Annotated in this window: 21 protein-coding genes and 1 pseudogene; 15 read left to right on the forward strand and 7 right to left on the reverse strand. The window is 70.5% G+C overall.

Annotated features, from left to right (window positions below; all coding sequences use genetic code 11):
* Positions 1 to 2 precede the first annotated feature (2 nt).
* Both GTZ93_RS22015 and GTZ93_RS22020 read right to left on the reverse strand, forming a co-directional pair.
* On the reverse strand, positions 3 to 755 hold the full coding sequence (locus tag GTZ93_RS22015; protein WP_390624903.1) for a hypothetical protein: 753 nt from the start codon (positions 753 to 755) through the stop codon (positions 3 to 5).
* A 57-nt stretch (positions 756 to 812) separates the two neighbouring features.
* Positions 813 to 1,106, reverse strand: coding sequence for a DUF3467 domain-containing protein (locus GTZ93_RS22020; protein ID WP_120575625.1), 294 nt, complete (start codon positions 1,104 to 1,106; stop codon positions 813 to 815).
* A 70-nt stretch (positions 1,107 to 1,176) separates the two neighbouring features.
* Between GTZ93_RS22020 and GTZ93_RS22025 the strand changes: the two genes are divergently transcribed.
* On the forward strand, positions 1,177 to 1,998 hold the full coding sequence (locus GTZ93_RS22025) for an alpha/beta hydrolase (protein ID WP_139920705.1): 822 nt from the start codon (positions 1,177 to 1,179) through the stop codon (positions 1,996 to 1,998).
* On the opposite strand, the gene GTZ93_RS22030 is transcribed toward GTZ93_RS22025, so the two are convergent.
* Positions 1,952 to 4,069, reverse strand: a complete 2,118-nt coding sequence (locus tag GTZ93_RS22030; RefSeq protein ID WP_139920689.1) for a hybrid sensor histidine kinase/response regulator — start codon at positions 4,067 to 4,069, stop codon at positions 1,952 to 1,954. The two genes, GTZ93_RS22025 and GTZ93_RS22030, sit on opposite strands and share 47 nt — an antisense overlap.
* 223 nt (positions 4,070 to 4,292) lie before the next feature.
* Between GTZ93_RS22030 and GTZ93_RS22035 the strand changes: the two genes are divergently transcribed.
* The 3 genes from GTZ93_RS22035 to GTZ93_RS22045 are packed head-to-tail and all read left to right on the forward strand — an operon-like array spanning position 4,293 to position 8,761.
* On the forward strand, positions 4,293 to 5,021 hold the full coding sequence (locus GTZ93_RS22035; protein WP_139920691.1) for an ABC transporter ATP-binding protein: 729 nt from the start codon (positions 4,293 to 4,295) through the stop codon (positions 5,019 to 5,021).
* Complete coding sequence (locus GTZ93_RS22040) at positions 5,018 to 7,558, forward strand: FtsX-like permease family protein (protein ID WP_139920692.1); 2,541 nt, start codon at positions 5,018 to 5,020, stop codon at positions 7,556 to 7,558. Before GTZ93_RS22035 ends, GTZ93_RS22040 begins: the two co-directional genes overlap by 4 nt.
* Positions 7,559 to 7,561: 3 nt before the next feature.
* Complete coding sequence (locus tag GTZ93_RS22045) at positions 7,562 to 8,761, forward strand: lipocalin-like domain-containing protein (RefSeq protein ID WP_139920694.1); 1,200 nt, start codon at positions 7,562 to 7,564, stop codon at positions 8,759 to 8,761.
* 1 nt (position 8,762) lies between these two features.
* Here the strand turns inward: GTZ93_RS22045 and GTZ93_RS22050 are convergent, their stop codons facing one another.
* Positions 8,763 to 9,176, reverse strand: coding sequence for a DUF6194 family protein (locus tag GTZ93_RS22050; protein ID WP_139920696.1), 414 nt, complete (start codon positions 9,174 to 9,176; stop codon positions 8,763 to 8,765).
* A gap of 156 nt (positions 9,177 to 9,332) precedes the next feature.
* Here GTZ93_RS22050 and GTZ93_RS22055 point away from each other — a divergent pair.
* Positions 9,333 to 9,710, forward strand: a pseudogene (locus GTZ93_RS22055) (DUF3574 domain-containing protein).
* On the opposite strand, the gene GTZ93_RS22060 reads toward GTZ93_RS22055, so the two are convergent.
* Complete coding sequence (locus GTZ93_RS22060; RefSeq protein WP_139920699.1) at positions 9,707 to 10,600, reverse strand: NmrA/HSCARG family protein; 894 nt, start codon at positions 10,598 to 10,600, stop codon at positions 9,707 to 9,709. The pseudogene GTZ93_RS22055 and the gene GTZ93_RS22060 overlap by 4 nt on opposite strands.
* A gap of 77 nt (positions 10,601 to 10,677) precedes the next feature.
* Here GTZ93_RS22060 and GTZ93_RS22065 point away from each other — a divergent pair, with 77 nt between their 5' ends.
* The 7 genes from GTZ93_RS22065 (at position 10,678) to GTZ93_RS22095 (ending at position 18,144) form a co-directional block, all read left to right on the forward strand.
* On the forward strand, positions 10,678 to 11,289 hold the full coding sequence (locus GTZ93_RS22065) for a TetR/AcrR family transcriptional regulator (RefSeq protein ID WP_139920701.1): 612 nt from the start codon (positions 10,678 to 10,680) through the stop codon (positions 11,287 to 11,289).
* A gap of 22 nt (positions 11,290 to 11,311) precedes the next feature.
* Complete coding sequence (locus GTZ93_RS22070) at positions 11,312 to 12,295, forward strand: SDR family NAD(P)-dependent oxidoreductase (RefSeq protein ID WP_139920703.1); 984 nt, start codon at positions 11,312 to 11,314, stop codon at positions 12,293 to 12,295.
* Positions 12,296 to 12,811: 516 nt separating this feature from the next.
* Entirely contained in the window at positions 12,812 to 13,048 is a 237-nt protein-coding gene (locus GTZ93_RS22075) for a hypothetical protein (RefSeq protein ID WP_139923807.1), read from the forward strand.
* Between the two features lie 213 nt (positions 13,049 to 13,261).
* The gene (glpK, locus tag GTZ93_RS22080; RefSeq protein WP_139923808.1) at positions 13,262 to 14,746 is read left to right on the forward strand and encodes a glycerol kinase GlpK; all 1,485 of its coding nucleotides are present in this window, start codon (positions 13,262 to 13,264) and stop codon (positions 14,744 to 14,746) included.
* 75 nt (positions 14,747 to 14,821) lie between these two features.
* Positions 14,822 to 15,133 (forward strand): 4a-hydroxytetrahydrobiopterin dehydratase, encoded by a 312-nt coding sequence (locus GTZ93_RS22085; protein WP_120575636.1) that lies wholly within the window; start codon positions 14,822 to 14,824, stop codon positions 15,131 to 15,133.
* Between the two features lie 8 nt (positions 15,134 to 15,141).
* Entirely contained in the window at positions 15,142 to 16,386 is a 1,245-nt protein-coding gene (locus GTZ93_RS22090; protein ID WP_257979557.1) for a hypothetical protein, read from the forward strand.
* Positions 16,387 to 16,833: 447 nt separating this feature from the next.
* Positions 16,834 to 18,144 (forward strand): hypothetical protein, encoded by a 1,311-nt coding sequence (locus tag GTZ93_RS22095; RefSeq protein WP_161662968.1) that lies wholly within the window; start codon positions 16,834 to 16,836, stop codon positions 18,142 to 18,144.
* Between the two features lie 4 nt (positions 18,145 to 18,148).
* On the opposite strand, the gene GTZ93_RS22100 is transcribed toward GTZ93_RS22095, so the two are convergent.
* Positions 18,149 to 19,627, reverse strand: a complete 1,479-nt coding sequence (locus GTZ93_RS22100; protein WP_139922134.1) for an ammonia-forming cytochrome c nitrite reductase subunit c552 — start codon at positions 19,625 to 19,627, stop codon at positions 18,149 to 18,151.
* Entirely contained in the window at positions 19,624 to 20,142 is a 519-nt protein-coding gene (gene nrfH / locus GTZ93_RS22105; RefSeq protein WP_233596754.1) for a cytochrome c nitrite reductase small subunit, read from the reverse strand. The genes GTZ93_RS22100 and nrfH overlap by 4 nt, the downstream gene beginning before the upstream one ends.
* A gap of 142 nt (positions 20,143 to 20,284) precedes the next feature.
* Here nrfH and GTZ93_RS22110 point away from each other — a divergent pair, with 142 nt between their 5' ends.
* From GTZ93_RS22110 to GTZ93_RS22120, 3 genes are read left to right on the forward strand one after another with little or no spacing between them, the layout of a single operon-like run.
* Complete coding sequence (locus GTZ93_RS22110) at positions 20,285 to 20,605, forward strand: hypothetical protein (protein WP_161662969.1); 321 nt, start codon at positions 20,285 to 20,287, stop codon at positions 20,603 to 20,605.
* Positions 20,606 to 20,607: 2 nt separating this feature from the next.
* Positions 20,608 to 22,119, forward strand: a complete 1,512-nt coding sequence (locus GTZ93_RS22115; protein WP_161662970.1) for an FAD-binding protein — start codon at positions 20,608 to 20,610, stop codon at positions 22,117 to 22,119.
* Entirely contained in the window at positions 22,116 to 23,126 is a 1,011-nt protein-coding gene (locus GTZ93_RS22120; RefSeq protein WP_139922132.1) for a hypothetical protein, read from the forward strand. The genes GTZ93_RS22115 and GTZ93_RS22120 overlap by 4 nt, the downstream gene beginning before the upstream one ends.
* The last annotated feature ends 40 nt before the right edge of the window (positions 23,127 to 23,166 follow it).

Here is a 23,166-nt window from a genome sequence, read left to right on the forward strand (position 1 = left end):
TACTAAGGGCCCTGGGCGGACGGGGCCTCGAAGTCCACGGGAGGCGTGGATGGCGCCAGGTTGCCCGCTGCATCGAAGGCCTCGATGCGCGCGCGATAGCTGCGCCCGTCCTCTAGAGAGAAGGCTCCACCGCAGGCCTCATGGCCCAGATAAGCCGTATTGCCTTGCACGGGCAGCAGGTACTGCTGGGGAGAGATGCCCAGCCGGCGCGGCGACAGCTTCACCACCAGGAAAGCGGGGCTCTCCTCGCGCAGCGCCAGGTTGAGCTTCACGAAGCGCGCGATGCCCTGGGGCGAGCGGCGCACGAAGCCTTCCGAGACCGCGGGGCGCTTCACCCATTTAGGTGCCTTGGCGTCCGGCCCCTTGCCGCTCAGCCATGACGGCTGCGCGCCCACCTGGCCGTTGAGGAGGGCGATGTTGGGGAGCACCTCCTGCAGGTTCAGGAAGTAGCGCTTGTCCGGCTGCATCGGCTCCGCCAGCTTGAGGATGACGGTGGCGCGGCCCAGGGAGCTCTCCCAGCCTTTGGTGACCTTGAGCTTCACCTCGTGGTCGGTGGAGACCAGCTTCAGCGGCTTGCCCACCAGTCCCAGCACCGGCGACTTCGCGGTGCCCACGCCTTCCAGCAGGATGCGCATGTTGGTGGGGACGATGCCGCCCGGCGCGGGATACAGCTGTACTCCGTCCCCGGTGCACTGGGCGGAGGCGTTGGCGGCGGACAACAGGGCAGCGGCGAACACGAGGGCTCGGAACACGATGCCGCTCAGTGTGCGCCGGGAAAGGCCGCGAGGGAAAGTCCCGGCGGCGCCTGCCCTTCAGTGCTTGGGGCCTTCGTCCTCGCCCAGGGTGATGGCGCCGAAGCGCGCTTCGTAGCGCTGCACGTTTTCCTGGAGTGCCTTCAAGAGCCGCTTGGCGTGGCGCGGGCTGGTGATGATGCGCGAGCGGACGCGGGCCAGGGGCTGCTGAGGTTGGACATAGAGGAAGTCCAACACGAACTCCGAGTCCGTGTGATTCGTCAGGACCAGGTTGCTGTACTGGCCATTGGACACCTCTTCGGTCATCTGCACCTGGAGCTGCACTTCAGGGGGCTTCGTCGGAGTGTCGGCCATGAGTCAGGCGGCATAGCGCCTGGGGCCCGTCGTGGCCAGTGTCCTCCCCGTGAGCACGCGCTGGCGCGACATCGACGGAGAGTCCACCGCGCCCTTCACGCTGGGGCGGGGGCCGGACGCCTGCCTGCTCCTGCATGGTTTCACCGGCAGTCCCTGGGAGGTGCGTCCCCTGGGTGAGGCCCTGGCGGCGCGGGGGATGCGCGTGGTGGCGCCCAGGCTTCCGGGCCACGGCACCACGCCGGAGGCGATGCTGGGCGTGGACTTCCGCGACTGGCAGGCCTGCGCGGACGAGGCGCTGGCGTCGCTCTCCGGACACCGTCGCGTGTTCGTCGCCGGACTGTCCATGGGTGCGCTCCTGGCGCTGCGGTTGGCCGCGCATCAACCGGAAGCCGTGCACGCGCTCGCGCTGGTGGCGCCCGCGGTGCGCTTCCGGGGCGCGCGCATGGCGCTGGTGAGACAGCTGTGCCGCACGCCGCTGCTCGAATGGACCACGCCATGGGTGGACAAGGGCGGCACGGACATCTCCGACCCGGAGGTGCTGGCGAAGGCGCCGGTGCTGCCCGCGTTCCCGGTGGCCCGGCTGCGCGACCTGTGCAGGCTGCAGGACCTGGCGCTGGCGGACGCGCCCCGGGTGCGCTGCCCGGTGCTGGTGGCCACCGCGGAGCAGGACCACGTGGTGGATCCGGAGGGCGGACGCTGGCTCGCGCGGCGGATGAAGGCGTGTCCCCAGGTGCGGCACGTGGCCTATCCGGAGGGCTTCCACATCATCCCGCGCGACGTGAGCGGTGCGCGGCTCGCCCGGGAGGTGGGGGACTTCCTCCAGCCGTGGCGTGCGGAGGAGGACTTCAGGAGCCGACCGGATTGGCCGGAGCAAGACGCGCCACCGCCGTGAGCAGCTCCACCGCGTCGAGCGGCTTGGTGACGAAGGCGCTGAAGCCCGCGCGAAGGGCGCGGTCGCGGTCCTCGCGGCGCGCGGCGGCGGTGACGGCGAGCGCGGGCACACCGCCTCCGGACTCCCAGGGCAGCGCGCGCAGCCGGTACAGGAGCGAATAGCCGTCCTCGCCGGCCAGCGTCACGTCCGTCACCAGCACCGTGGGCGGAGAGCGGCGCACCTCGTCCATGGCGTCGGTGACGTTGGTGGCGGTGAGCACGTGCGCGCCCACGCGGGTGAGCAGCACGGACATCCACTCGCGCGCGTCCGGCTGGCCATCCACCACCAGCACGCGCTGGCCCTCCAGCTCCGGGAAGCGCGGCAGCGTCAGGCCCTCCACGGGGCGCGGCACGCGCAAGGAGCCCGGGGCCGTGCCCACGCGCGAGTTGGGCAGCACGACCGTGAACGTGGCGCCCCTCCCCAGCCCTTCGCTGACGGCCGTCACGGTGCCGCCGTGCAGCTCCACCAGGTGCCGCACGATGGACAGGCCCAGGCCCAGGCCGCCGTGCTGGCGGCTCACGCCGGTGTCCGCCTGATGGAAGCGCTGGAAGAGGAAGGGAAGGAAGTCAGTGGGGATGCCCTCGCCGTCGTCGCGCACCACCAGCTCCGCGCCCTCGTCGCACGTGCGCGCGGACACCGTCACGTGGCCGCCGTGCGGAGTGAACTTGATGGCGTTGGAGAGCAGGTTCCACACCACCTGCTGCAAGCGGTCCGGGTCGCCGAACAGCGGCACGCCATCCTCGTCCACGGAGACATCGAGCGTCAGCTCGCGCGCGAGCGCCGTGGGCCTGACGACATCCAGCGCCGCCTCCACCACGTGGCCCAATTCCAACGGCACCGGCTCCAGGCGCAAGCGGCCGTTGGCGATGCGGCTGATGTCGAGCAGGTCCTCGATGAGCTGTCTTTGCGCGCGGGCGTTGCGCTCGATGGCCTCCACCGCGCGCTGTCGTTTGTCCTCGCCCAGCAGGCCCTGCCGCAGCATCTGCGACCAGCCGAGGATGGACGTGAGCGGCGTGCGCAGCTCATGGGACACCGTGGCGAGGAACGCGTCCTTGGCGCGGCTGGCGGCCTCCGCGACGCTCCGGGCCGCGCGCTCCTCGTCGTACAGGCGCGCGCGGTCCAATGCCTGCGCGCACAGGCGGCCCACCGTCAGCAGGAAGGCACGCTCCGGCGCGTCGAAGTCGCGCGCATCGCCGAAGCCCAGGCCCAGCGCGCCGAACACGCGCCCGCCGCTCACCAGCGGCACGGACGCCCAGGCCAACAGGGTCCGCTCACGAGACAGCTGCGCGAGCCTCGGGTAGCGAGCCATGCACTCCGTCCACGAGCCCAGCGCGCAGGGCTCGCGGGTGCGCGTCACGTCCGTGAGGGGACAGGTCGCGGAGACCTCGAAGCGCTGCCAGCCCTCCAGCTCACCGGGAGCGAAGCCATGCGCGGCGGCGCGCTCGAAGACGTCCAGGCTCGTCCCTTCTGGCACCACCACCAGGCCGGTGAGGGCCCCCATGGCGAGGGCGCCTTCGCGAGCGGCCACCTCCACCACTTGCGCGGGGGTGAGCGCTTCGGAGAGCGCGGCGGTCATCGCCTGGAGGCGTTCGGTGCGCCAGGCCGCGGTGGTCCAAGCGGCACGGCGGGTGCTCACGAGCTCCGTCACGTCCACCGCGAAGGCGAGCACGCCCTCCACCTTCCCCTGCGCGTCGCGGCGCGGCAGCAGGGACAGGTTGAAGAAGAGCTCCTCGTCGGCGGGGCACGCGCGGGCGGACGCCTCGCGCAGGTGCAGGGCTTCTCCGGTGGCGAAGACGCGGTCCCAGGCGTCGTGCCAGCCGGGGCCTTCCAGTTGGGGGCAGGCCTCGCGCAGGGGGATGCCCACCTGGCCTCGCGTGTCGAGCAGCGGCAGGCGCGTGGAGGTGCTGAACTCGATGTGGTGGCCGGGGCCACGGTAGAGGCCAAAGAAGGCAGGGAGCTGCTGAAGCAGCTCATGCAGCGGCGGGGGCACACTGCCGGACGCCGCCACCCACCCGGCCTGGGCTTCATTCATGTGTGGCCCCCCCTACCCCGCGGAAGGCAAGGCTTCCGGCGAGGAGAGGTGGACATCAAACACCGGGACGTGTCGGCACGCACGAAAAGCAACCCGGACAACCTGCCGGGTGTCATGGGCTGAGCGCTCCCTGGCGCTGCTGGCGTCCAGTAGCGGGCATCCCTCCTGGTTGGATGGGGAAACGCTCCCGGATGCCGGGCATCGGCTATGTCGGATGCCCGGCATGCCTTCCTCTCCTCCCGATTCGCGGCCCCTCGTCGAACTGCGCGGCGTCACCAAGTCCTACGCGGAAGGCGATTCCGTGCGCGAGGTGCTCTCCGGCACGTCGCTCTCCCTGCACCGGGGCGAGTTCGTGGTGCTGCTGGGCCGCAGCGGCTCCGGCAAGTCCACGCTGCTCAACCTCATCAGCGGCATCGACCAGGCGACGCACGGCGAAATCCTGGTGGAGGGCCGCGACCTGGGGCGCATGCCGGAGCGGGACCGCACGCTGCTGCGCCGCGAGCGCGTCGGCTTCATCTTCCAGGCGTTCAACCTGCTGCCCACGCTGACGGTGGAGGAGAACGTGCGGTTGCCGCTGGAGCTGCTCGGCCGCTCGAGCGCCGAGGCCAGCGCGCGGGCGCGGGAACTGCTGGAACGGGTGGGCTTGGGAACGCGCGCGAACAGCTTCCCGGACCGGCTCTCCGGCGGAGAACAGCAGCGCGTGGCGGTGGCGCGAGCCCTGTCCCACGCCCCGCCGCTGCTGCTGGCGGACGAGCCCACGGGCAACCTGGACGAGGAGACGGGCGGCCAGGTGTTGGACCTGTTGGAAGGGCTCACCCGGCAGGGCAACGCGTGCGCGCTCATCGTCACGCACGAGCCCGCGATGGCGGAGCGCGCGGACCGCGTGCTGACGATGGAGAACGGGCGTCTGGTGGAGCGCCCCGGCGGCGCGCGCGGCCGGGGGACGCCATGAGGGCGCTGCTCGCACGCTCCAGCCTGCGGCACCTGGGCGGGCACCCGTGGCTCACGGCGCTGTCGCTCCTGGGCATCGCGATGGGCGTGGCGGTGGTGGTGTCCATCGACCTGGCGAGCGGCAGCGCGCTGCGAGCCTTCGAGCAATCCACCGACGTCGTCGCGGGTCGCGCAACGCATCAAATCGCAGGAGGCACCTCCGGTCTGCCGGAGGGCGTCTACACGGCGCTGAAGCTGCGGCCGGACTCACCAGACGCGGCGCCCGTGGTGCAGGGCTTCGTGCAGGTGGAGGGCGGCAACCACCGCACGCTCACGCTGCTCGGCCTGGATCCGTTCGCGGAGGCCCCCTTCCGGGACTTCTCCAGCGGGGGCGCGGTGGGGGACGTCGGCACGCTGCTCACGCGGCCCGGCACGGTGGTGATGGGCGCGAAGACGGCGCGGAGCCTGGGCGTGAAGGCCGGGGACACGCTGCCGGTGATGGTGACAGGGCTTCGCCGGGAGCTGCGCGTGTCGGCCCTGCTGACGCCTTCGCAGGAGACGACGGAGCGCGCGCTGGAGTCGCTGCTCATCGCGGACATCTCCACCGCGCAGGAGGTGCTGGGCCAGGAGGGCCGGCTGACGCGCGTGGACCTGCGCTTGAAGGGCGGCGAAGCGCAGGCCGCGGCGCTGAAGGCCACGCTGCCGCCGGGCGCGGAGCTGGTCCAGACGTCCGGGCGCGCGGGCACGGTGGAGCAGATGACGCGGGCGTTCCGAACCAACCTCACCGCGCTGTCGCTGCTGGCGCTCGTGGTGGGGATGTTCCTCATCTACAACACGATGACGTTCTCCGTGGTGCAGCGGCGCGGGATGCTGGGCCGGCTGCGCGCGGTGGGCGTGACGCGCGGTGAGCTGTTCGCGGTGGTGCTGGGCGAAGCCCTGCTCCTGGGCATGGTGGGCACCGCGGCGGGGTTGCTCCTGGGCATCCTGATGGCCAGCGGACTGGTGGGCCTCATCACCCGCACCATCAACGACCTGTACTTCGTGGTGAACGTGCGGCGTCTGTCCTTGGAACCGTTCACGCTCATCAAGGGCCTGAGCCTGGGCCTGGGCGCGACGGTGCTGGCGGCGCTCGTCCCCGCGTGGGAGGCGGCGCGAGCGGCACCGGTGACAGCGCTGCGGCGCTCGACGGTGGAGGACGTGTCGCGCAACCGGGCGCCCCGGCTGGCGGTGATGGGGTTGATCATCCTGGCCCTCTCGGCGGCGGTGCTCGCGTGGCCCACGCAGGCGCTGATGCCGGCGTATGCGGGGCTCTTCGGCGTGCTGCTGGGCAGTGCGCTGCTGGTGCCTTGGGTGACGGAGAAGCTGACGGTGGCGGCGGCGCGGCCGCTGGGCGCGATGTTCGGTCCGCTGGGACGCATGGCGGCCCGAGGCGTGACGGCGAGCCTGTCGCGCACGGCGGTGGCGCTGGCTGCGCTGATGGTCGCGGTGGCGACGACGGTGGGCGTGGGCCTGATGGTGTCCAGCTTCCGAGGCACGGTGGCGGCGTGGCTGGAGTCCGCGTTGCAGGCGGACGTGTTCGTGTCGCCGCCGTCACTGGTGGCGCGGCGCGGGGATTCGTCGCTGGTGCCGGGGCTCGCGGAGAAGCTGCGGTCCACGCCCGGCGTCGAGGCGAGCGGATCCATCCGCGTCATCCACGTGCGCATCAACGACGTGGACACGGACCTGCTGGCGGTGGACTTCGCGAAGGGCCACGAGCGGACGTACCGCTTCAAGGAAGGGCGCGCGGAGGACGTGTGGCGACAACTGGACGCGTCACCGGACGCGCTAATCGTGTCGGAGCCCTTCGCGTTCCACCGGGGCGTTCACGCAGGCGACACGCTGCGAGTCGCCACTGACAAGGGGCCGCACGACTTCCGCGTAGCGGGCGTGTACTTCGACTATGGCTCGGACGTGGGGACGGTGCTGATGCCGCGTGCCACGTATGAGCACTGGTACGAGGACCGGGGCGTGTCCGGCCTGTCCCTTTTCGCCGCGCCCGGACAGGACGTGGACGAACTGGTGGCCCGCGTGCGCGACCGCGCGGGCGGTGAGCAGGCCTTGAACGTGCGCGCGAACCGGGCGCTGCGGCAGGCGTCGATGGAGGTGTTCGACCGCACCTTCACCATCACGCAGGTGCTGCGCTTGCTGGCCATTGGCGTCGCGTTCGTGGGCGTGCTGAGCGCGCTGATGTCGTTGCAGTTGGAGCGGGCGCGCGAGTTCGCGGTGCTGCGCGCGACGGGGCTCACGCCGGGACAACTGTGGGGCATGGTGTCGTTGCAGACAGGCCTGCTGGGCTTGCTCGCGGGGCTGTTCTCCGTGCCGTTGGGGTTGGCATTGGCCTACGTGCTGGTGCACGTCATCAACCAGCGCTCGTTCGGGTGGACGTTGCAGCTGGTGGTGGCGCCGGGCGTGGTGGGACAGGCGCTGGTGCTGGCCCTGGTGGCAGCGGCGCTCGCGGGACTGTACCCGGCGTGGCGCATGGCGCGCGCGAACCCGGCCATGGCGCTGCGGGAGGAGTGAGGCATGGGGCGGGGACTCGTCATCGGGGTGGTGTTGGTGCTCGCCGGGCTGGGCGTGGCGGTGGGCGTGGTGCTGCGGGACACGGAGGACACCGGGCCCGCGAACACAGGCGGCATGACGGTCGCGTCCGCGATGGGCGGAGACGGCGGCACGGAGGGCTACGCGCGCGCGATGGAGCCCCGGCCCTTCCACTTCCCGGAGGACCACGGCCCCCACCCCGACTTCCGCACCGAGTGGTGGTACTGGACAGGAAATCTAGAGACGCAGGACGGGCGCGCCTTCGGCTACCAGTTCACGCTGTTCCGCAGCGCGCTGTCGCCAGAGCAGCCGCGGCGCGAGTCCAGCTGGGGCACGCGGCAGGTGTTCATGGGGCACTTCACGTTGACGGACGTGAGCGCCGGGAAGTTCCACGTCACCGAGCGCTTCAGCCGCGCGGCGCAGGGACTGGCGGGCGCGGACGGTGCGCCCTTCCATGTCTGGCTTCAGGACTGGGACGTGCGCAGCGAAGGCGCGAGCGGCACGTGGCCCATGCACCTGCGCGCGCAGGGCGACGGGGTGACGCTGGAGCTGATGCTGGACGAGGGCAAGCCGCCGGTGCTCCAGGGTGACAAGGGCTTGAGCCAGAAGGGCGCGGAGCGGGGCAACGCGTCCTACTACTACTCGATGCCGCGCATGCCTTCGCGGGGCACGGTGTCGGTGGATGGGCAGACGGTGCAGGTGAAGGGCGAGAGCTGGATGGACCGCGAGTGGAGCACCAGCGCGCTGAGCGGCGACCAGGTGGGCTGGGACTGGTTCGCGCTCCAACTCTCCGACGGCAGCGAGCTGATGCTCTACCAGCTGCGCAAGAAGGACGGTTCGAAGGACGCCTTCAGCGCGGGCACGTATGTCCCCGCGACAGGTGAAGCCGTGCATCTGAGCGCCGATGACATGCAATTGGAGCCCCGGGGCACCTGGAAGAGCCCGCGCGGCGGCGAGTACCCGGCGGGCTGGCGCGTCCAGGTTCCCAAGGTGTCGCTGGAGCTGACCGTGACGCCGAAGCTGCCGGATCAGGAGCTGCCGGTGCTGGTGCGCTACTGGGAGGGCGCGGTGACCGTGGACGGCACGCGCGAGGGCCAGCCCGTGCAGGGGCGCGGCTACCTGGAGATGACGGGCTACGCGGACGTGCCCCGGAGCGACGAGACCGTGCGCAGCCGCACGCCGTGACTCAGCCCCGGGCGGCCCGATTCACCTGGATGGAGTGGGCTTCCTTCAGGTACGGGCGCAGCAGCCGGAGTGTTTCGTGGCTGGGGTTGAGCACGCTCAGCCAGAACATCCGCGAATAGGCCGGGTGCGGCAGGAGCACGTCCAGGTCCGTGTAGTCCACGTTCGGGTCGAGCTGCGGGAACAGCTTCTGGAAGCTCTCCTTGCTCAAGCCCAGGTTCAGCCGGAACACCTCATCGCGGTCCAGCTCCGAGTGATGGTCGAACTCGGTGTCCCGCGTGACGATGGTCGCGAAGGGGTGCTTCCGCTCGTCCCCCGCGAAGAAGAAGAGGTCCGGCGTGGAGGTGTCCATGTGCACGTCCTTGAACGCATCCTGGATGTACTCCGCCAGCGCTTCCAGGCTGATGGCTCCTGTCATGGCGCACTCCTCCGAGTCGTACCGGAGTCGCTCTATCACGCATGGAAACAGCCGGTCATGCTCCCCTCCCACTTTCCCGGAGTGACCCGCGATGCATCTTCCAGGGATGACCGCCGTCTCCTCACGGCTGTTGTTGGGCTGAGCCTCGTGTTCGGGATGGGTGCCGCAGCGTGTGGCGGGCACGACGATGACGGCCTGAACTGCAAGGTGGGCGATCCGCGGTACCAAACGGACCTGTACTTCGGCCGGAACCGGGTGGGCAACGAGCCCGTCAGTGAGGCCGAGTTCCAGGCCTTCGTGGATACGGTCGTCACGCCCCGCTTCCAGGATGGGCTCACCGTGTACGACGCCAACGGGCAGTACCGGTTGGAGTCCGGCGAACTGATTCACGCGTAGACCAAGGTCATCGTGCTGCTGCACGATGGCAGCGCGGCACTCTCGGCGGACATCGAGACCATCCGGGAGGAGTACAAGAGCCAGTTCGACCAGGAGTCGGTGCTGCGCATCGACTCCCTGCCCTGCGTCGCGTTCTAGGCCGCGAAGCGCTCCCGGATCGCCGCGGCGCCCCCGCGCTCCAGCCACGCATCGAACGTGAGCAGTCCCGGCGCCAGCCGCCGCAGCGCCGGGATGTCCGCGCTCTCGAACACAAAACCATCCTCGAACAGCTTCACGAGCTTGCGCAGCATCGGGCTCGCCGCAAGCATCTCTGGCGGAAACCGTGAGTAGGAGATGGACGTCCCGGTGGCCCGGCCGATCTTCTCCGCGAGTGCACTGCCGGTGAGCGAGTCTCCCGCCATCTCCAGCGTGGTCCCCACGTACGTGCGTGGATCCGCGAACACGCGTGCGGTCAGTACGCCGATGTCCTCCCCCGCGATGAACTGCATGGGCTGCTCCGGCTGGATGAAGAACTGGAGCGCCCCCCGTGTCAGGCCGAAGTCCGGCACCAGCAGCAGCTCCATGAAGGTCCCCGGCCGCACGATGGTCGCGCGAAGGCCACTGGCCCGGACGTGCTCCTCGATGCGCCACTTGGTCTCGAAGTGGTCCACACCCGTGCCGGGACGCAGCCCCAGCACCGACGTGTAGACGAAGTGCTCTACGCCCGCCGCCTTCGCCGCGTCCGCGATGGATGTGCCGAAGCGGACCTCGTCGTCGTCCGTGACGCCGTAGCTCGCCTGTGCCGAGCTGGGCTGGATGCTGAAGACGCCGTACGCCCCCGCGACCGCACGGTCGAGCGACGCGCGGTCCCCCATGTCCCCACGCACCAACTCCACGCCCGCCGCTTCAAGCTCGCGGGCCTTCGCGCTCGCCGGATCCCGCACGAACGCGCGGACCCGCCAGCCGTCCTTAAGCAAGGCCCGCGCCGTCGCGCCTCCCTGCTGCCCTGTCGCTCCCAGCACCAATACGGTTTCGCGCTTCGTCGCCATCAGGTCCTGCCTTTCCCTTGCTAAGCGGAGGATTGCTCCGGTTAAATGCGGAGCTATCCTCCGTTTTTCAAGTGGCAATGACAAAGCAGCCGAAGAACCCGCAGGAGGACGTGACGGGCGGAGCCTTGCGCGCGGATGCGCGGCGCAATCGGGAGCGGCTGCTCGTGGCGGCGCATGCCGTGTTCTCCGAGCGCGGCGCGGACGCGTCGCTCAACGACGTGGCGAAGCGGGCGGGGGTGGGCATCGGCACGCTCTACCGTCACTTCGAGTCGCGGGAGGCGCTGCTCGCCGCGACGTGCGACGAACAACTGCTGACGCTCGCGAAGAAGAGCCTCGAACGCTCGGAGGCACTGCCCCCTCTCGAAGCCCTGCGCCTCTTCCTGGCGGAGCTCGTGCACTGCGCGGGGATGTACAAGGGGCTCGCGGCGTCGCTGGGGATCGTCCTCAAGAACCACACCCAGGGCTGTGACGCGACGACGGCCGAGGGCGAGCGCCTGCTGAAGGCCGCCCAGCACGCGGGCGAGGTGCGAAGCGACATCCTCCTGGATGACGTGGTGTGCATGGCGATGGCCATCTCCCTCGCCGCCGCGGAGGACGCCTCGGATTCCAAGCGCATCCACCGCCTCACCGGGATGTTCTTCGACGGGCTGCGCTCCCGCCCCGGGCCCCGCGGAGCACGGCACCGGTAACTCCGGCTAGATTGCCGACCCCATGAACGTCCTCGTCACCGGGGCCACTGGCCTCATCGGCAACGCCATTGCCCATCGGCTCGTGAAGCAGGGCGCCTCCGTCCGCGCGCTCGTGCGGGACCCGGCCCGCGCCGCGAAGCTGCTCCCATCCTCCGTGCAGCTCGTCCCGGGTGACGTCACGTCACCGGGCACCCTGCCCGCCGCGTTGCATGACGTGGAGCTCGTCTTCCACGCCGCGGGCATGCCGGAGCAGTGGCATCGGGACGACTCCATCTTCGACCGCGTGAACCGCCAGGGCAGCGTGAACGTCCTGTCCGCCGCTCATGCCGCGAAGGTGCGACGCGTGGTCTACACGTCCACCATGGATGTCTTCGCCGCGCCCCGGGGCGGCGAGCTGACCGAAGCCCACATCGATCCGCACCCCAAGCCCACCGTCTACGAGCGCTCCAAGCAGGACGCCGAGCGCGCCGTGGAGGCCATCCGCCAGCAGGGGCTGGACGTCGTCTTCGTCAACCCGGCCGCCGTCTACGGCCCCAGCCCGGTGCACGTGGGGCTCAACTCCTTCTTCATCCAGTTGCTCAACAAGAAGGCCCCGCTGCTCCCGCCGGGCGGCATGTCCGTGGTCCACGTGGACGGCTGCACCGACGTGCACCTCGCCGCCGCCGAGCGCGGCGTCAACGGTGAGCGCTACCTCGTCGCCGACCAGTACGCGAGCAACGCGGACCTCGCGCTCGCCATCCACCAGGCCGCCGGGGCCGGCAAGCCGCCCGCCGTCGCGCCCGTCTTCCTGATGGAGGCCCTGGCCCGCGTGTCCGCGCCGCTCGCGCGCGTGTTTCCCTTCACGCCGCTCGTCGCGCCTGGACAGCTGTCCTTCATGCGCTGGGAGGCTCGCGTGAACGCGGCCAAGGCGCAGCGGGAGCTGGCCTTCCGCCCCACCCCGCTCGCGGATGGCGTGGCCCGCACCGTGACCTTCCTGCGCGACCAGGGACTCATCCCTCGCGCCTGAAAGAACATGGGGGGCCGTCCCACAGGGATGACGGACCCCCACGCAGTGGGTGACTGCCTACCGCCGGACTACTCCTTCGCCGGCTCCGACATCCCGAGGGTCTTCCTCGGTCCGAGCACCTCGCATGTCCTGCGCATCCAGCGCGTTGACTGTGATTGAGGCCGGGGCGCCGGAGGTGCGCCCTCTTGGACCGCAATCTGGAAACGCCTCCCAGGGCAGGGAACCGGGTGGGCCACGCCTTACCCGGCCGAGGCTTCCGTTCGTGGACCAGGCAGGCAGTGCTCCCTTCGTCCAATGACATGCATCCGGATCCACCGCGTTCCCGTACCCGCCCCGGCCGTCCCCCAGCCCGCCCGCCTGCCCTCCGGCCCGGGACACGGGCTTTCACGGGCCCTGTTCGACACGGGGTGTCGTCACACGGTGTGAGACCCACCTTTCAACGCACGCACGTCCTTCACGGGTCCGACCCCCGTCGAGGCCGCTCGGGCCGCGTATCCCTCACCACGGAGTGACACCATGGCATTGCTATCCAAGCTGCTGGGCGCGCTGGGCGCGTCACAACGGAGCGTCTTCAGGGGCAGTGGCTGGAACCGCGGACGCAGCGCCTATGGCCGCCGTCCCATCGGCTATGGATACCGGGGACGCAGGTCCTCCGGCGCGGGCGGCTCGCTGGGCCGGATGATTCTCGCGGGTCTGGGCGCCTACGGCCTGCGCCGCTTCTTCAACAACCGCTCGCGGGCCACGGGTTACTGAGAGCGGGCCGCCGCGCGCGGTAGCGCCGGGAAGTACCGTGGACTTCCCCCGGCAAGGCGCACCGTCACGGCACCCCCACGCAGGCACGGGAGCGTTCCACGGACATCTCCCGGTGCCTGACATCCCGCACGCTCCGTCGGTGCGGGCGCCTTCTCTTGGAGTAGGGTCCCTTTCCGTGTCCGGCCATTGGCCGACGAAAGAGGCTCCGCACGCATGGCGAAGGCGAAATACGTCCTGGCGCTGGACCAGGGCACCACGGGGACCCACGTCTCCATCCTCGATACCCGGTTGCAGGTGGTGGGCCGCTCCTACAAGGAACTGCCCCAGCACTTCCCCAAGCCGTCGTGGGTGGAGCACGACCTGATCGACATCTGGAACACCAGCGAGTGGTGCATCGCCCGCGCGCTCAAGGACGCCGGCCTCACCGGCCGCGACATCGCCGTGGTGGGCATCACCAACCAGCGGGAGACCACGGGCCTGTGGGACCGCGAGACCTCCGAGCCCCTGGCCCGCGCCATCGTCTGGCAGGACCGCCGCACCGCGGACATCTGTCAGAAGCTCAAGGCCCAGGGTGTCGAGCCCCGCGTGCGGGAAGTCACCGGCTTGGTACTGGACCCCTACTTCTCCGGCACCAAGCTCACCTGGCTCTTCCAGCACCTCAAGGGCGCCAAGAAGCGCGCCGAGCGCGGCGACGTGTGCTTCGGCACCATCGACTCGTGGCTCGTCCACAAGCTCACCGGCGGCGTCGCCCACGTCACGGACGTGTCCAACGCCAGCCGCACGCTGCTCATGGACCTGCGCACGCTCAACTGGGATGACGAGCTGTGCTCGCTCTTGGGCGTGCCGCGCGCGTGCCTGCCGGAAATCCGAGGCAACGCGGAGGTGTACGGCACCACTCGCGGCATGCGCAGCCTGCCGGACGGCGTGCTCGTCGCGGGCATGGCGGGAGACCAGCAGGCGGCCCTCTTCGGGCAGGCGTGCTTCGACCCCGGCGAATCCAAGTGCACCTACGGCACCGGCGCCTTCCTGCTCATGAACACCGGCACCCAGCCGGTGCGCTCCACCGCGGGGCTGCTCACCACCGTGGCGTGGAAGATGGGCAACACCACGAACTACGCGCTGGAGGGCAGCTCCTTCATCGCGGGCGCCGCCGTGCAGTGGCTGCGCGACGGCCTCAAGGTCATCAAGAAGGCCCCGGACGTGGAGGCGCTGGCCGCCAGCGTGAAGGACTCCGGCGACGTCGTCTTCGTCCCGGCGCTCGCGGGCCTGGGCGCGCCGCACTGGCGCCCGGAGGCGCGCGGCCTGTTCGCCGGCATCGACCGCTCCACCACCGTGGCGCACCTGGCGCGCGCGACGCTGGAGGGCGTGGCCCTCCAAATCCACGACCTGGCGGAGGCCATGCGCCGCGACAGCGGGCGGGACATCCCCGTCTTCAAGGCGGACGGCGGCGCCGCTGCCAACAACCTGCTCATGCAGTACCAGGCGGACCTCTTGGGCGTCCCGGTGGTCCGCCCGCGCAACCTGGAGACCACGGCCCTGGGCGCGGCCTTCCTGGGCGGCCTGGGCGCGGGCGTGTGGACCAGCCCGGACGCCATCCGCCGCGCGTGGAAGGCGGACCGGACCTTCAAGCCGAAGATGAAGCCGGAGGTGCGCGCGCGCCACCTGGAAAAGTGGAAGCAGGCGGTTTCGCGCGCGTGAAATGAGACAAAGGAGCCCGGCGCATTGAACGCGCCGGGGCTTCCATCGGGCGGGGGAGCGGGTAGAACGGCCGCCATGGCCTACGACCGCACGTTGCTCACCCCGGATGCGCTCCAGACCTTCCTCGCCCAGCACCCCGCCTGGAAGCACGAGGGCGGGATGATCCGCCGCACCTACGAAGCGCCCTCGTTCCTGGAGGGCATCGCCTTCGTGGAGCGCGTGGCGAAGGCCGCGGAGGCCGCGGACCACCACCCGGACATCGACATCCGGTGGTGCAAGGTGACGCTGGCGCTGGTGACGCACGACGCGGGCGGCCTCACGTCCCGCGACTCCGCCCTGGCGGCGGAGGCGGACCGCCTCTTCAGCGAAGGGGCCGCTGTCCGGTGATTCACGGCGTGCGTAGCACCCTGGCGGCCCTGGCGTGCGCGGTGTCCCTCGCCGCGCTCCCAGCCCTGGCCCAGGACGACGCTCCCACGGAGCCCCGTCCGGAACGTCTGTATTTCAACTCCGGCGCGCTGCTGGGGTCGGCGCGCGTGGTGGGCCTGGGCGGCGCCTACGTGGGCATCGCCGAGGGCGCCGCGGGCGTGTCCAGCAACCTGGCCGCCCTGGCCCAGCGCAGCGCGTCGCTGGAGCGCGATTGGGACCTGGGCGTCACCCTGTCCTGGCTGGACCTGCCCTTCACCGGCACCAAGCGCCGGGACGTGGACAACGACGGCCTGGCCGACGAAACCGTGGACAGCCGCCAGCTGCTGGGCGCGCTGCTGCTGCAATACAAGCGCTTCGGCATCGGCTTCCTCTGGCGCAACAGCCGCACGGGCTACTGCCTCACCCTGGGCTGCCGGGGCGAGGGCGAGAAGCTGCGCGTCTCCCTCACCCAATCCACGCTCGCGGGCTCCATCGCCTTTGGCCAGGACGACTTCATCCTGTCCCTGGGCATCTTCTCCGCGCAGGCCAGCTTCAGCGAGATGGGCGACCAGTCCTGGCGCTACGGCGACACCGGCGTGGCGGTGGACATGCTCTTCCGTCCGCACGGGCGGCCCTACCGCATTGGCGTGGCGGTGCGCCCGGAGGTAGTGGCGGGCTGGCGCCGCGACGACGGCCAGAGCCCCTTCATCGCGGGCCGTCAGGTCTACGCGGCCGTGGTGTCGCCCGCGGTGCTGTCCCTGGGCGCCAGCTGGCGGCTGGGCGAGGGCGCGCACCGCTACAACCGGCTGTCCCCCGCCGCCCGGCGTCAGCTCCAGGTGGACGGGGACGCGCTGCCGGTGCCGGAGGAGGAGCCTCGCGACGCGCTGGCCGGCCGGTGGCTCATCACCGCGCAGGTGGACCTCATCTCCAGCGTGAGCAACGCGGTGGCGTCGCGCTCGCTCGCCATCACCACGGAGCCGCAGCCCGTGGGCGAAACCCCCACCTTCCAGCCGCGCCTGGGCGCTGAATGGGACACCTTCCCGGGCCTGTTGCGTCTGCGCGCGGGCACATGGCTGGAGCCGTCCCCCTTCCGGGACCGGAACCCCCGGCCGCACCTCACCGGCGGCTTCGAGCTGTTCGTGCTGCGCTACTGGGAGGACTGGTCCATCACCGCGTCGTTCGACCTGGCGAGCCGCTACTCCAACTGGGGCATCTCCATCGGCTTCTGGCGGTAGTGTCTGGCTTTGCGCCTGCGTGGGTAACGCGAGGACCTTCGTGGGTGCTCGCGTCGCCCATCCACGGCGTCGCGAACCCCACCCACGCGATACATCCGCCGTCCGGCAGCGGGCGGCCGAGCAACCTTCCGTGCCGTATTTGCCGGTGTGGGATGGCATGCGAACCCTGCCGTACACGGAGGGGATTCCATGTATCTGGGGCGGGGGTGGCGCCGGACTGTCGTTGGAGCGACGGTGCTGGGTTTCGCGTTTGGCGGAGGGTGGGGGTGCGGAGGCGGGGCTGAAAAGCCTGATCCGGACAACTGCCAGGATTCGAAGTTGGGGTGCCCACCCGAGGAGCAGCCTTCGATACCGGGCGAGCTTCCACCTCCGGGGAGCGGCACGCAGACGCCGCCGGGCAATCAGACCCCACAGACACCACCGCCTCCGGTCCAGGGGCCGGAGACCGTGCCGCCCGCATCCGGGGCCACGCTGTGGTTCGCGAAGGAGGGCGCCGCGCAGGACGACCTGGCGCTGGACCTGGCGGTGGACGCCACGGGCGACTTCTTCACCGCCGCCGTGCACGGCTACGACGACATGGACGCGCGCACGCCCACGGATGATGCCGTGGAGCTGGTCCTCACGCGGCGCTCCGGCGCGGGGCAGACGCTGTGGACGCACGCGTACGACGTGCGCGTGGACTCCACGCCCGAAACACTGCGCGCCGACGTGCACGTCCGTGTGGCGGCGGACGGCACTGGCGGCATGCTCCTGGCCGGCAACATCCAGGGCACGGTGGACCTGGGCACGGGCAAGCTCAGCGACGGAGCCATCGTCGCCAGGCTGTCCGCGGACGGCGCGACGCTCTGGGCGCACCGGGTGCCCGGCGAGCTGACGGTGAAGGACGTGGCGGCGGACGCGCAGGGCCGGCTGTACGTGGCCTATACCGCGCCCGGCTCGGTGGACCTGGGCAACGAGGTGAAGGGGGCCTCGGCCGGCGTGGCGGTGTTCACGGTGGACGGCACCGCGGAGCGCGCCTTCGCCGTGGGCAGCGCGGAGTCCGAGGGCGCGGGCGCCGAGCCCCTGTCCCTGTCCCCCGGCGCGGACGGCAGCGTGGCGGTGGCGGGGCGCTACACGGGCACCGTTCGCTTCGGCACCAACGCCACGCAGGGCTCCGGCTCAGGCAGCCCGTTCGTGGCGCTGTACGGGCAAGACGGCGCGCTCGGCTGGGCGAAGGTGCGGCCTGGCGTGAAGGGGAGCGTCCGAGACGTGAGCCGCGACGCCGCTGGTGACGTGGTGGCGGGCGGCGACTTCCAGGGCAGCTTCTCCTGGGCGGGCGCGGCGCTGAAGGGCGCGGCCAGCCCCAGCCCCTTCGTGGTGGTGACGGGCGCGGACGGCACCGAGCGCTGGGCGCGCGACCTGGGCGTGGATGCGTCCGTGCAGGGCGTGGCCATCCACTCCACCGGCGAGGTGCTGGTGGTGGGCTACACGTACTCGTGGCTGGAGAACGGCGCCACGGGCCCGGACGGCCTGGGGTCCGCGCAGCTCTTCACCCAGCGCTTCGACCCCACGGGACAACCGCTGGCCTCGCGCCTCTTCCTGGGCACCGCGCCGGAAGCGCGCGGCGAGCTGTACGGCGTGGAGGCGGTGCCAGCGGTGACGTTGATGCCGGACGGCGACGCGGTGCTGTTCGGCTACACAGACCGCGTCACCGACTTCGGCGTGGACAAGTTCAAGCCCACGCGCGGCGACGTCTTCCTGGTGCGCGTGAAGTACTGACCGCCTACCGCGAGCCCTGCGGAGCGCTCCCAGTTCCAGTGGCTGGGGGCGCTCCCGCGGGCCGCTGATCCGGGGCGGTGGAGGCGCCTCCGCCAGGCCGCAGCGCGTTCTGGCCCAGGCGTGAGAAGTTGATGGAGTTGCTCAGGATGCGCACCGCCTCCTGGTCCGCGTGGAAGCCCATGGAGTTCTCCGCCTCCACGAAGTCCAGGTAGAACTGGGCGCGCTTCTGCAGGTCGCGCGCCTTGGCCAGTGACTCGTCGGGCACTCCCGCTTTCCGTGCGCTCTCAAGGTCGTGGATGAGGTCCACCAGCGCGTCCATGGCGATGTTGCGCGTCTGGAAGGTGCGCGTCTGGATGGTCTCCGCCCGGTTGAGCAACTCCGCCTCGCTCCACTTGTGGCACGTCTGACAGGCGCGGTTGATGTTGAGCAGCGGGCTGCGCACGTGGTGGTCGCTGATCTTCATCGCCCCCTCGCGCTGGTAGGGCATGTGGCAGTCCGCGCACGCCACGCCGCTCTTCGCGTGGATGCCCTGGTTGTACATCTCGAACTCAGGGTGCTGCGCCTTGAGGACCTTCGCGCCGGTGAGGGCGTGGGTCCAGTCGACGTGCCCGTCCTCGTCGTAGTAGGCCATGATCTGGTCGATGTTGATGCCCTTGGCCCAGGGGTACGTGAGGCGCTTCTCCTTGCCCTTGAAGTAGTACTCGACGTGGCACTGCCCGCACACGTACGTGCGCATCTCCTGGCGGGTGGCGTCCTCATTCACCTTGAAGCCGGGCACGCCCTGGCTGGCCTTGAGCGCGGCGATGCCCTCGATGAAGCCGGGGCGCGTGACGCGCAGCTGCATGGTGGAGGGGTCGTGGCAGTCGATGCAGGACACCGGGTGCTCCACGAGCTTGCGAGCCTCGGCGAAGGGCATCTGGTTCATCTTTTCAAAGCCCTTGATGAGGTCCCCGTCCCCCAGCTTCTTGTAGGGCACGTACACGCTGCCGTGGCAGTGGATGCAGGTGCCCGGCTGCTGCGTCACCTGCTGCCGCTGGGTGAAGACCTGGTCCTCCAGCATGTGCGCGTGGCCGCGCTCCTCGCGGAAGTCGGTGGCGAAGGCGTAGCCGCTCCACATGGTGACCAGGCGGGGGTCCTCCTCCAGCCGGCTCTGCGCCACCACCGAGCGAGGATCCGCCTGGGTGGGCGTGCGCGCCACCGCCTCGCTCCCGCCGTAGCGGGTGCGCTTCTGGTCCACCGTGCGCTTGTAGCCGTCGTACTGCAGCGGGAAGTTCTTCCCCCACACGGCGGGGTCCGTGATGGTGTCGTCGAGCTCCACCACCCGGTAGAAGGGGTTCCTCGCCTCCTGCTTGCGCTCCATGATGTTGACCAGCAGGGCGGTGACGCCCGCCGAGGCCAGCGCCGCCGCCACCGCGACCGCCACCACGAGTTTGGTGCCGCTGAACCGCCGGCGCTTCTCCGGAGCCTTCTCGGGCTCGGTCATCGTGCATTCTCCTTACGGATGAGCTCGGGGTTCCCCGACCCTTCGGGGTGGCCCACGGAGTTGTGGCAGGTGAGGCACTGGAGCTGCTCGCCGGGGGCCACCTGCCCGTGGCCCGTGGGGGGCGTCTCGATGGCCTCCACGATGGAGGCATGGCACTTGCGGCACGCGTTCTCCGTCACCACGCGGTTGCCCGGACGCAGGCGGATGGGGTCCGGGAAGGTGCCGGTGGTGAAGTAGAAGGAGTGCCAGAAGCCGTTGCTCGCCTTCGTGTAGTACTTGGGCAGAAAGCCCGCGGGCGTGTGGCAGTCGTTGCAGGTGGCCACCGCGTGATGGCTGCTCTTGCGCCAGCCGTCGTACTGCTCGTTCATGATGTGGCAGTTGGCACAGGCGGCAGGGTCGTCCCGCAGGTAGGACGAACCCTTCGCGTACGCGAAGGTGAAGCCGCCGAGACCGACCGCCACACCCATGGCAATCCCGAGGATCACGGCCAGTACGGTGCGGGATGCGAAGAGCACGTGGGCCACCCTACATAAATCGCCCATCGGTGGGGGAAACACTTCAACAGCGTGACGGTGGCGCGTGCGCGTGAAGTGTCCGACAGACGTCCACGACCGCTGACCGCATGGTCCCACCCCTCCGGCAGGCCCATGCTCGAGCATGTCCAAGCGTGCGGCGGCGTTGCTGTGTCTGGGGCTGAGCTCGGCCTGCGCGCACTACCGTGTCCAGGCGCCCGGAGCTGCCGGGGCCAGCGCCACCGAACCGCAAGGCGAGGTCCTCTGGTCCCTGGGCTGGGGGCTCGTCCAGGAGCGGCCCCGGGTGGACAACTGCCAGGGCCAGGCGCTCGCGGAGGTCACCCAGAGCACCAACGTGGGCTTCGCGCTCATCGGCGTGCTGACGCTCGGCCTCGCGATGCCGCAGCGGGTGGAGTGGCGCTGCGCCAAGGCCCAGCCCACGCCCGGCGACCTCGGGGTGCGGTAGCCATGCCTCCCGTCATCCACGAGAGCAGCCAGAAGCGCTGGCAGAACTGGCACCAGAGCTACACCCAGAAGCTGGAGCTGCTGGTGGACGTCTGGAACGCGGATGCCTCCCAGTCCACGGTGCCGGGCTACCTCGACACCACCGTGGGCCTGCAGGGCCTCATCCAGCGCGCGCTCACCGAGCGCCTGGAGATCCGCGGCCTGGGGGGCGGCTGGTCCTTCTCCAAGGCGCCCGCCACCAGCGGCATCCTCGTCAACACCCGGCCGCTGAACTACCTCTTCCCCGCGCCCCGCACCCATCCCGACCATCCGGGCCGGAGGGAGGACCTCCTCTTCGCGCAGAGCGGTGTCTCCGTCGCGGAGCTGAACCACTTCCTGAAGAAGGTCGGCAAGTCCCTGACCACCTCGGGCGCCAGCAATGGGCAGACCATCGCCGGGGCCATCGGAACGGGCACGCATGGATCCAGCCTGGAGACCGGCGCCATGCAGGACTTCGTGGTGGGCCTGCACATCGTCGGCTCACCGGACCGCCACGTCTGGTTGGAGCGAGCCAGCGCGCCGGTCATCCACGACGAGATTCCGCAGAAGCTTGGCGCGGAGCTCATCCGGGACGACGCCCTCTTCAACGCCGCCCTGGTGGGCCTGGGCGGCTTCGGACTCGTGCACGGCGTCCTGATGGAGGTGGTGGACCTCTACTACCTCCAGGCGTACCGCCAGCGGATGCCGCTCACCGAGGGACTCTGGCGCGCGTTCGACCAGCTCGACTTCTCCGGCATCACGCTGCCGGGGCCGCAGGGGCTCAAACCCTATCATTTCACGGCGGTCATCAATCCCAATGACATGGACCGGGGCGTCTTCGTCACGGTGATGTACAAGCATGCGCGGTGTCCGGAAGGCTCGAACCCGCCCAGCCCCGGCAGCAAGCTGACACAGGGGGACAGCGCGCTCGAAATCGTCGGCGTGCTGACGGACATGGTCTCGGAGCTGACCATCCCCCTGCTGTCGCGGTTGATGGATCGCTTCTACACGGAATACGAAAACGTCTGCGGGACGCACGGCGAGCTGTTCACCGACACGACCACCCGGGGGAAGGCCTGGGGCAGCGCGGTGGGTGTTCCGCTCGGCCGGGTGCGCGAGACGGTGGAGCTGGCCCTCGCCATCAATCGCACCCACGCGTTCCCCGGGCTGTTCGGGGTGCGCTACGCCCTGCCCTCCAAAGCCACGCTGGCGTTCACCCAGCACGCGCCCATGACGTGCATCCTCGACATCGACGGGGCGTCGTCCACCCGCACGAAGTCCTACAACCGTCGCGTCTGGCAGCAGCTCGCCGAGTCCTCCATCCCCCACACGTACCACTGGGGCAAGCTCCACGAACTGGATGGCCCGGCGGTGCGCGGCCTGTACGGCGAGGCGCGCGTCAACGCCTGGCTCGAAGCGCGCCGGGCCCTGCTTCCCACGCCAGAGCTGCGCGCGGCCTTCGCCAATGACTATCTCCGCGGACTGGAACTTGAGTGAATAGGCTCGCCAGCCTGTCGATGGTGGGCGCCCTGCTCGCCCCGGGCGCGGCGAGCGCGCGAGACAGCGATAACATCAACCTCTACCGCTACGTGCTCGACGTGGACGTGCCGGAGTCCCCGGCCCTGGTCGCGATGGAGGAGGCGCCCCTGCGCGTGCTGCTCGGCGCGGCGCCCAAGCCGGTGATGGCCACGGCCCTGGCGTCGGCCTCGCCGGAAGCGTTCCGCCCGGGGCTCAGCCTGGACGTCGCGCCCTACTTCCTCTTCGGCGGTGGCATCCGGAGTCTGGCCGGTTACCGCTCGAACTCGGTGGCGGGCCGGCTGATGCGGGTGCTGACGAAGACAACGGTGTCCGCGGCCATGATTCCAGACCTGAACGGGGCGGGCGCATGGCGCGTGGGCCTTGGGCTCAGGACGACGGTCCATGATCCACACGACCCCGTGCTCAACTCCACCCTGCCCGAACAGGTCGCGGAGGAACTGGAGCGCCACGGCGTGCCGCGGCCCGCGGACTCGGACGAGGACGTGTCCGAACGGGGCGTGGACCTGTCCGCCATCTTCGACCAGGCCGAAAGACAGATGCGTTCCCGGAGCGGAGACATCCAGATCTCCGCGGGCTGGGGCGTCTCCGCCCGCACGGAAGGCGGCGTGCTCACGGGCGACGGGCTCCGGGACACGAGGCACACGTTCTGGCTGACCGGCCAGGCCTCGCTCGGCCGGCGCTTCGACGCGCTCGCGACGATGCAGGCGCTGGACCTGTTCCGGGACGGAAGGGCGCTACGAACCGGGCTGGGCGTGCAGAGGAAGACCTCCGTGGCCGACTTCCGCGCGGAGCTGGCCTTCGACGGCACCGACAATCGCTTCCACCCGGGCGCCGCCATCGACGTGAAGCTGCCCGGCTGCACCAGCGCCCTCGCCTCGCTCACCACGGCGCCCGGCGCGGCCACGGACGAAACCGTGCTCCGGTGCCAGCTCCAGCTGCGTTGGTACTTCGCCCGGTGCCGCTAAAGACAACGGGCCCGGCGCTGACGCACCGGGCCCGTTCATG

It is taken from the genome of Corallococcus exiguus (assembly GCF_009909105.1).
Classification (GTDB): Bacteria; Myxococcota; Myxococcia; order Myxococcales; family Myxococcaceae; genus Corallococcus; species Corallococcus exiguus.